This is a genomic window from Pseudaeromonas pectinilytica, assembly GCF_054780855.1.
Genome location: NZ_BAAGVN010000343.1, coordinates 24721 through 34313, shown reverse-complemented (window position 1 = coordinate 34313; position 9593 = coordinate 24721). Strand labels below are relative to the sequence as shown.

Genomic DNA, 9593 nt, shown 5'->3' with positions numbered 1-9593 from the left:
CAACCAAGAGCCCAACAGTGCAAAATCCTGGTTATCGGGTGGGGTGAAAATAGTCAACAACACGTAAAGGGAACAGCGCCCAAGCCAGCTCTCCCACATGTTTTGCAGCAGCAGGGGCGCTGTCTCGTCCGGCGCATCCAGCTCGCGGCTCTCGACCTTTTCGGTACCGATGACGTTGGAAATCAGCACCGCATGGTGCGCGGTGATGGCGCGGCCCGACTCACTGATGATGGTCGGATGGGGTAACCCGAACTCACGGCAGACATCACCGATGCCCCAGACCACGTTGTTGGCATATTCACGCAAGCTGTAGTTGGCCGAGCAATGGCTTTGCGAGCGGGAGCCTTCATAATCCACACCCAGACCACCGCCAACGTCCACCACATCAATGGCGGCACCGAGACGACGCAACTCGGCGTAGAAACGGCCGCATTCGCGGATCCCGCTCTGGATATCCCGGATATTGGCAATCTGGGAGCCCAAATGGAAATGCACCAACTGCAACCAGTCGAGTTTGTCGGAGTCGCGCAAGCGCTCCACCAGCCGCAGGATCTGCGCCGCCGACAAGCCGAATTTGGACTTCTCGCCACCGCTAGCCTGCCATTTACCGGCACTCTTATGGGCCAGGCGAGCGCGGACACCGATGCGGGGAGCAATCTTCAGCCGCTCGGCTTCATCCAGCACCAGCTCCAGCTCGGAGGGTTTCTCGATGACGATGTAGACGTGGTGGCCCATCAGGCTGCCCAGCAGCGCGTGCCGGACGTATTCCCGATCCTTGTAGCCGTTGCAGATGATGACGGTGCCCCGCTCATGACGATGGGAGAGCACGGCCAGCAGTTCCGGTTTGGAGCCTGCTTCCAGCCCCAGACGCGGTTTGTCGTCATAGGCTTTGGCAATCGACTCGATCACCTGATTCTGCTGGTTCACCTTGATGGGATAGACACACTGGTAGTTCCCTTCATAGCCATAGTTTTCTATCGCTTGCTGAAAGGCATTGAACAGTGCATCGACCCGACTCTTGATGATGTCCGGGAACCGCAACAACACAGGGGCTGCATAGCCCTGCTTGCGCAGCTCCTCGATAATATCGACCAGGGCGACGCGGTGGTCAGGCCGGCTCTTGTCCGGTGCAACCACTACTTGTCCCTTGTCATCCAAATGAAAAAAGCCACCGCCCCAGTAAGGCAGGTTATAGACCTTGAGAGCGTCCGCTGAGGACCAGTTAGTCATGGGCTATGCCTCGCAATAAGAGTCCCGTCGTCGGGTACTCGTTACTGGCCAAATCAAATCCAGCAGATCCGGTCTGCACCGGATCTCTGGGGTAGCTGATTGCCCGCCGTCGCGTTGGCCCGAATGCGCTGCGGCATGACGGCGGGCCTTTTTCATTCCCACAACTTGCGCCATGGTTTGATTGCCCTGTCGGGCTCACTACTTTCCTTCCCCATCCGGTTCAATACCCGATCCGGCCCAAAGACCGGCAGGACATGAAGCGGGATAAACCGGGAGTCAGAACGAAAGCAGAATAGGGGGAGTTCAACCGGACAACACACAACACCGGGGAAGGGGCAATGAGCAGAGTAAGCGCAGGCCCAGGGGCGTCATCATGCATGCCGGGTGGTAACTCCTTGTCTCGAGGCGCCACTACCTGTGGTCGCCGAACCAGTGAAAAGCCCCTCGGCAAAAACCGAAGGGCTTGACCATTCATCCTGTATGCACAGCCCAACGGGTTCAGGTGAGAGGGCTGTGGTTTGCGCGGAGTTTACACACAGTTTTTTTCATTTGCTACCGGAAATCTCAGCGTTAAAAACTCCATAAAAGTGATGAGTTTCAGCACAAATGCGTAATCATTAATTCTGAGTGAATAAAATCACAAAATCAGCAGGGAAGCGGCGTATGGCATGGGTTCAGACTGACCACAGGATCAGCAATTCAGCTCGCCTTTTAGTAGCAGGATCCGCCAAAAACCTGCGATGACTCAAAAAGAGTCACTAATGAAGACGGCATACTTTAGCCTCCTTGATCCTCATAGATGTTGCTTATGAATAATCTTCTTGCCCGCTTCTTCAGCTATATCGAATTCGACACCCAGGCGGATGAAAGCCAGAGCGGCTGCCCCTCCACCGCCGGGCAGTTGAGCCTGGCCCGCCATCTGGCCACCGAACTCAGCAGCCTTGGCCTGCAACAGATTGAACTGGACGCCAACGGCTATTTGACCGCCTTGCTGCCCAGCAATGTGACCACGGAAGTCCCCGCCATCGGCTTTATCGCCCATATGGACACAGCGCCAGACTTCTCCGGCCACAAGGTCCAGGCGCAACTGGTCGAGGCCTACCAGGGCGGTGACATCGCGCTGGGCAATAGCCAGGAAGTCTTGAGCCCCGGGGATTTTCCCTCCCTGCGCAGCTATCTGGGGCAGGATCTCATCACCACCGATGCCACCACCTTGCTGGGTGCCGACGACAAGGCCGGGATCTGCGAAATCATCACCGCCATGGCCCATCTGCTGGCTCATCCGGAAATTCCCCATGGTGATATTTATCTGGGCTTTACCCCGGATGAGGAGATTGGTCGCGGCGCGGACTTGTTCCCGCTGGATCGCTTCAAGGCCCGGTGGGCCTACACAGTCGATGGCGGCGAGCTCGGAGAGCTGGAGTATGAAAATTTCAATGCTGCCACGGCCATCATCCGGGTACAGGGCAACAATGTGCATCCTGGCACCGCCAAAGACATCATGGTCAATAGCCAGACTCTGGCCGCACAGTTTCATGCCAGCATGCCGGCCGCTGAAACGCCGGAGTGTACCGAGGGCTATCAGGGCTTCTACCATCTGATCGGGATGCAAGGCTCGGTGGAAGAGAGCACCCTGACCTACATCATCCGCGACTTCGACAGCGACGGCTTTGCCCGCCGTCAGCAGTTCCTGCTGGATCAAGTCGCCACCTGGAATGCCCGCCCGGGTCCACCGCGTTTCAGCATCGCCATCAAGGAGAGCTACCGCAATATGCGCGATCAGGTACTCCCCCATCGTCACATCATCGATATTGCCGAACAAGCGATGCGCGAAGCCGGTGTGATACCCAAAATCAAGCCAATCCGCGGCGGCACCGATGGTTCGCGCCTCTCGTTTATGGGCTTGCCCTGTCCCAATCTGTTCACCGGCGGTCATAACTTCCACGGCAAGCATGAGTACATACCGGTCCCGTCGATGGAAAAAGCAGTTGCCACCCTGATCGCCATAGCCCGTCTGACCGTCACACACTCGTCACCGCGCTGACCCGCGGCTGTCATGAGCCGCTAGCAAGCTGGCCTCCGGTATAACTGCCGGAGGCCAACCATGATCAGCGTCGATGCCCTGCTTAGCCAATACTTCCCCACCCAGTCGCACCATCATTGGTTCAAGCCCCTGTTACGCCGGGTGCTGTATGAACATGATCTGCAGCAATTTGCTGAACAGTATCCCCATCTCCACGGCCTGGATTTTATCGAGCAAGTGCTGGGCTACTTCGATTTCGCCTGTGAAGTCGCGGATCACGAGCTGGAGCACATCCCCAGCAGCGGCCCCGTGGTGCTGGTTGCCAACCACCCAATCGGCACGCTGGATGGCATGGCGCTGTTGCGGGTGGTGGCCAAGGTACGGCCCGATGTACGCATCATGGCCAATCAGATGCTGGCCCATGTCGCGCCGATGCGGCCGCTGCTGTTTCCGGTGGATAACATGGGCAGCCGGACCAATCGCCAGCAAATCGAAGCCATGCGCGAGCATCTGGCCGAAGGGCGAGCCTTAATTGTCTTCCCGGCCGGCGAAGTCTCTCGTCTGCGGCCACAGGGCGTGCGCGATGGCCGCTGGAATCCTGGCTTTTTACGCCTCGCCGCCCGCAGCCGGGCCCCGATCGTCCCCTTGTATGTGCGCGGCCGCAACTCGCCGCTGTTTTACCTCACCTCCATGCTCTACAAACCGTTAGCGACCCTGTTGTTGGTGCGCGAGATGTTCGCCCATCGTCGCGGCCGTATCCATTTACGCATCGGTGCTCGCATCCCGTATGCCGCCTGGGCCGACAAGGATCTCACCCTGGAACAACTGGCCAAACGCTTCCGCAAACACCTGTATCGTCTGGCCAAGGGAAAATCCGGGCTCTTCAAATCAGAATCACCGATTGCTCTCCCCGAGGAGCGCGCCCTGCTCAAACGCGAAGTCGAGCACTGCGAACATCTGGGACAAACCCCGGATGGCAAGCAGATCTATCTGTATCGTCGGCAGGATCAGCCCCATGCCCCCATCCTGCGCGAACTGGGACGGTTGCGGGAAATAGCCTTCCGCGCCGTAGGCGAAGGCACAGGCCAGCGCCGGGATCTGGACAAGTACGATGATGACTACCTGCATCTGCTGCTCTGGGATCCGGGGGTGCTGGAAATTGTCGGCGCCTATCGATTTATTCCCACGGCCGAGCAGCTGGCGCGCAAGGGGCTGGCCGGGCTCTACAGTCATAGCCTGTTTGCCTATGGCGAGCAGATGGATGACGTACTGCAGCAGGGGCTGGAGCTGGGTCGCAGCTTTATTCAACCCGCCTATTGGGGACGCCGCGGGCTGGATTATCTATGGCAGGGGATCGGGGCTTTCCTGGCCCGCAATCCCCAGTACCGTTACCTGTTTGGCCCGGTATCCATCTCGGGATCCCTACCCATGGCGGCGCGGGATCTGCTGATCGCCTTTTATCGGCTCTACTTTCCGGCCAAGCTGGGCGTCGCACACTCACGCCGCCCCTACCCGGCGTCATTGCCGCAAGTGCTGGAGCAATTTAGCGGACAGGATTATGCCGCGGACTTGGCCCGTCTGAAATCCATGCTGGATAACCTGGGTTGCGCCATTCCTACGCTCTACAAGCAGTACTCGGAATTGTGCGAAACCGGTGGCGTGCAATTTATGGATTTCGGCACCGATCCGGACTTTGCCGATTGCGTGGATGGCCTGGTGTTGGTGGACTTATCCCGTCTCAAAGCGGCTAAATACCAGCGCTATATCGCTATTCATCAGTCGCTCGAGAAAGAAGTCGCCGCCTGATGATGGATGAAGCCCGGATAACAAGCCGGGTAAGCACGAACCAGCAGCAGCCCCATACCACAAAGGGAACCCGAGGGTTCCCTTTGTTCAATGACACGTAGCAGCCAGTAACTCGTCGCGAGCTCAGAGCCCGCGCAAATGGCAATACTAGAAGTTGCCCAAAAACTCCTGCCGGGACGCCAGATTGCTCTTGAACATGCCACCCAGTGCTGTGGTGGTGGTCAGACTGCTGGCATCCATGACGCCGCGGGATTTGACACAATAATGGGTTGCCGTCATGGAGATGGCCACATTCTCGGTTTCCAGCAAGGCTTGTAAGGCCACTAGGATCTGCTGGGTCAGACGCTCTTGTACCTGGGGACGCTTGGCAAAAAACTGCACGATGCGGTTTATCTTCGACAGCCCAATCACCTTGCCGCGGGGGAAATAGGCGACCTTGGCCAGACCATCAATGGTCACAAAATGATGCTCACAGGTGCTGGTCACCGTGATGTTGCTGACCTTGACCATCTCATCGACCCCCATCTTGTTGTCAATCAGGGTGATCTTGGGAAAGGCCTGATAGTCGAGTCCGGAGAAGATCTCTTCCACATACATTTTGGCAATCCGCTGGGGGGTCTCGGCCAGACTATCATCCGCCATGTCCAGGCCCAGTACTTCCATGACACCCCGCATATGCGCTTCGATGCGAGTCTTTTTTTCCGCATCCGTCAGCGGATTTACAATCCGTGGGGTCTCGAGTCCTCTGGCTTCCAGCGCAGAGCGAACCAGGATGGCTTCTTTACTCAAGGTTGACATCACATCTTCTCCATCACCATCAAGGTGGCCAATCATATCATCAATCCAGGCTTAGGTTAAAAACCGGCTTCCTCACCTTCACGCCGCACAGGATACCCCAGACCATCGATTCGTAACATTTCATTTACCATGCGACGCGCGATGGCCCCAGGATGAACCTGTTAGTTTTCGCAGGTCACTAATCTAGGTATTTTGCAAAACGCTAATATATTTGCATTTTGCAATGACTGATTTGCAAAAAGCGGAATCTAATGAGCCCTTTTTAGAGTAAAGGGGTAAAATCAGGCCAATATAGCCATTTATCCACTTAAAAAAGTTGGCACGATAATTCCATATATAAATCTGTAAACCAGTTTTATCCCGTGCTCTCTTCAGCGACAGCTGAAGTTTGGCCAACCTAGAGTTGGCCATTTTTTTTGCCCATTACATCAGATATCGCCATTTGGAGCCTTCTGGAAGTGACCGGTTTACTCACCAGCTCGCTCATGCCTGCGAGTCGGCATGCAACGCGATCCTCTTCCGATGCATTCGCGGTCAATGCCAGAATGGGCAACTCGGGATGATCTTGTTTGATGCGCCGGGTTGCTTCCAGGCCATCCATCTCCGGCATCCGTAAATCCATCAGTACCAGCTGCGGAGTGGCGGCTGCCACGGCGGCAACCGCCTCACGCCCATTGCTGGCTAGCGTCACCTGGTGCCCCAGTTTCCGCAGCATGGCCTGGATGACCTGCTGATTGACCAGGCTGTCTTCTACTAACAAGATCTGCAAGGTCGGCAAGGTTTCGAGTTCTCTCGCCGCCATGACCTCGACCCCAGTCCCCCCTTGTACCTCGTAACAGGGGATACGGAACCAGAAACAGCTGCCCACCCCGAGTTGACTCTCGACCCCAATTTCCCCACCCATCAAGGAGACCAGACGCTGGCTGATGACCAGACCAAGACCTGTGCCACCAAAACGCCGGGTCATGGAGGGATCCAACTGACGGAAGGGGCGAAATAGTTCGCTACATAGCTCTGGCGGTATGCCAATGCCGGTATCCTGTACTCGGAAATGCAACCAGCGGTTCTCGCGCCGGACACTTAGCTTGACTTGGCCCTGAGCGGTAAACTTGATGCCATTGCCCAGCAGATTGAACAGGATCTGGGTCAGACGGAGCGGATCCCCTTGCAACAGGGGTGGCAGTTGCGGATCCAGCTCGACCTGCAAGCCAATCTGCTTACTGCGGGCGCGTTCCTCCAACTGGGTGATCACCGAGTTGATGACGAAGTGACTCTCAAACGGGATCGATTCCAGCGTCATCTCGCTGGATTCAATACGCGACAAATCCAGAACATCGTGCAGCAAGGTTTGTAACAGTGCCGCCGAATGGGTGACGTGGCGGATCAACTCCCGTTGCTTACTGGTCAACTCGCTCTGATCCAGCAATTCCAGCATGCCGAGAATGGCCTGCATCGGCGTCCGGATCTCGTGGCTCATCACCGCCAGAAACTGCGACTTGGCCTGATTGGCGGCATCGGCGCGCATCTTGGCGCGTTTTAGCTCCTGATTGCGCACGACCTGACTGGTTATATCATTCACAGTGCCGCGATAACCGAGGAACTGGGAGCGATCATCGTAATAAGCATCGGCATTGATCGACAACCAGCGGCTCTGGCCGTTGAAAAACACTTCGAAACGGAAAGCACGGATCGGCTTGTGCTCCGCCAGATCCTGACGATGGCGTTGCCATTTCTCCGCCTTACTGCGTTCACGGTCGGTCAGATAATCCATGAAACACTTGCCACGGATCTGGGACATCAGGCTGGAGGTAAACTCTTCACCTTCCACATCCTCGGCGAACTGGATGAATTGGTGGTTCGCATCCGTCAACCAGAACCAATCACTCGCCATCTCGGCAAACTGGCGGAAACACTGCTGGGATTGACGCAAGGCTCGGGTCTTCTCCTCGACCAGAAGCTCCAGCCGGGATCGGTAACCCACGTTCAACAGAGCCTGATCCATCAAGGGCCGATAGCGCTCCAGCAGATCCCGCGCCTGCAGATCCAGACGATGACGCGCCGAATGGCAGCAGATCAGCATCATCCGCCCCTGCACCAGATTCAAAGAGGTCAGCAAGACGCTCCCCGCCATGCGCTGGACATCGGGGTGACAAGCGGCAAACTCCTGGGTCAATTCAGGCGCAAACAGCGCCACCGTTTCGCCAGTCAAGACTCGCTCGAACAAGGGGCCGCGTTGCCAGCTCTGCTGTTGCAACAGGGGATGACTGGCCACCGCGCAGCGTAGCTGCGGCTCCTGTTTTTCCAGCACCAGGATGGTCGCATGTTCAAAGCCAATCAGCGGCCGCAAGATAGCAATCAGCGCATCAAACAGGCTATGAATACTCTGCGGCCGTGTCAGCATGGCCATGCCTTTGAGCAGCCAACTGTTCTCGGCGCTGCATTTGCTTTCCCGCTCCTGACTGGCCGCCAACTGCAGACGCAATTCGTGCAGTTCCAGCTCCAGCTCAGCCGGACTCTTCGCCTGCTGGCTCATGCCGCATCCCTTTTTTGATAGAAGACCACGGTGGAGATCATGAGATTGCCATGGGCATTTTCACCCCCACTGAACCGCCCCTGCTCACCAAAGGTATAGGGACCGATAAACGGCACCCCTTGCCGGGCCAGCAGCAGCGAGTCCACCACCTGTTCCATGGCCGAGCTCAGGGTCAACATACAACCGGCACAAAAGATATTCAGCGCGGCCAGTTGTTCCATATCGGCGTGGCCCACCGTGAAATTACTGGAGCGTACCGCCCGATCCAGCAAACCGGTGCGATTTCCCTCCATCAGGATGACTGCCTCCCCCTCGTGAATATCGGTAAACAGCCGTAAGCCGCCTCGCGCCGTAACCTCCTCCGGGTGTGATAACTTGTAATACGGCACACCGGACAGCAGCCCCCCTTGCCGGGCCAGGGGAAACAAGGTGGTCTGGGCAAAGACACTGCCGCCAGACAGGGCATTGGCGATACAACCCTGAGTCCACTGGTTATACACGGCGGCAGCCGGCTGATGATCGATGGTCAGCAATTCGCGGCCCTCGACTTGGGTCGCAATACCACGGGGACCAGCCGGCATATAAGTGGAGTGAAAACTGGTGGCGATCTGGCAATCCGGATAAAACAGCGTGATGGCGATCCCCTGCTGCAGACAACCATCCTGAGTCAGTAATTGGCACCGCTGACCGCGAAGATTGTGCGCGGCGCTCCCCCCAACAATGGCTACCGAACGGCCAAGCCGGGTCTCGATCGCTGCCATGATTCGTTCTTCGTGGCCGGGACTGGCATGTAACCAGACCAACTGCGGCAGCTCACCTGGGCGCTCGCAACGGCGCATCGCCTGATCCAGCAAGCCCTGAACCGTAGCCTCGATGCTCAAGGTCAGTGGAGCCAAGGCACAACCATAAGCGCCCTTCTCATCACGGAGTGCCCAACACGCCAGCGCTCGGCCCTCCGTCGAATGGTAACCCGCCTCCGTCATAATGCCCTGACACGAGCTGCAGCCGGTGATTTGGCAGTCAGGAAAAGCCGCTTTTAACTGCATCACCAGAACATTGCCATCATGGAGCTCGGTAAAATAGATCAGCAACAGATGGGGCGCGGCGCCCAGTTTCTGGCGAATATCCGCGATGACTTCTTGTACCGCGAGCTCGCTCCCGGCCTGTAACGAAAATGCAGTCGCGACCTTCACGGCCTCTCCT

General features: G+C 57.1%; 6 protein-coding genes. 2 read left to right on the top strand and 4 right to left on the bottom strand.

The window, feature by feature from the left end; genetic code table 11:
* Window positions 1-1230 (bottom strand): biosynthetic arginine decarboxylase (gene speA, locus ACYVG7_RS16475; protein WP_460884180.1); only part of this gene is annotated, 1230 nt, incomplete at its 3' end.
* 808 nt (window positions 1231-2038) lie between these two features.
* On the opposite strand from speA, the gene pepT reads away from it, so the two are divergent.
* The gene (pepT, locus tag ACYVG7_RS16470; RefSeq protein ID WP_460884179.1) at window positions 2039-3274 is read left to right on the top strand and encodes a peptidase T; all 1236 of its coding nucleotides are present in this window, start codon (window positions 2039-2041) and stop codon (window positions 3272-3274) included.
* Between the two features lie 60 nt (window positions 3275-3334).
* Entirely contained in the window at window positions 3335-5059 is a 1725-nt protein-coding gene (gene olsF / locus ACYVG7_RS16465; protein WP_460884178.1) for a bifunctional ornithine lipid synthase OlsF, read from the top strand.
* 147 nt (window positions 5060-5206) lie between these two features.
* Here olsF and folE read toward each other — a convergent pair whose 3' ends face one another.
* The 3 genes from folE to ACYVG7_RS16450 form a co-directional block, all read right to left on the bottom strand.
* On the bottom strand, window positions 5207-5857 hold the full coding sequence (gene folE / locus ACYVG7_RS16460) for a GTP cyclohydrolase I FolE (RefSeq protein WP_460884181.1): 651 nt from the start codon (window positions 5855-5857) through the stop codon (window positions 5207-5209).
* A 397-nt stretch (window positions 5858-6254) separates the two neighbouring features.
* A complete protein-coding gene (locus ACYVG7_RS16455) occupies window positions 6255-8390 on the bottom strand; it encodes an ATP-binding protein (RefSeq protein WP_460884177.1) in 2136 nt (711 codons plus the stop codon).
* The gene (locus ACYVG7_RS16450) at window positions 8387-9583 is read right to left on the bottom strand and encodes an FIST signal transduction protein (RefSeq protein WP_460884176.1); all 1197 of its coding nucleotides are present in this window, start codon (window positions 9581-9583) and stop codon (window positions 8387-8389) included. Before ACYVG7_RS16450 ends, ACYVG7_RS16455 begins: the two co-directional genes overlap by 4 nt.
* Window positions 9584-9593 lie beyond the last annotated feature (10 nt).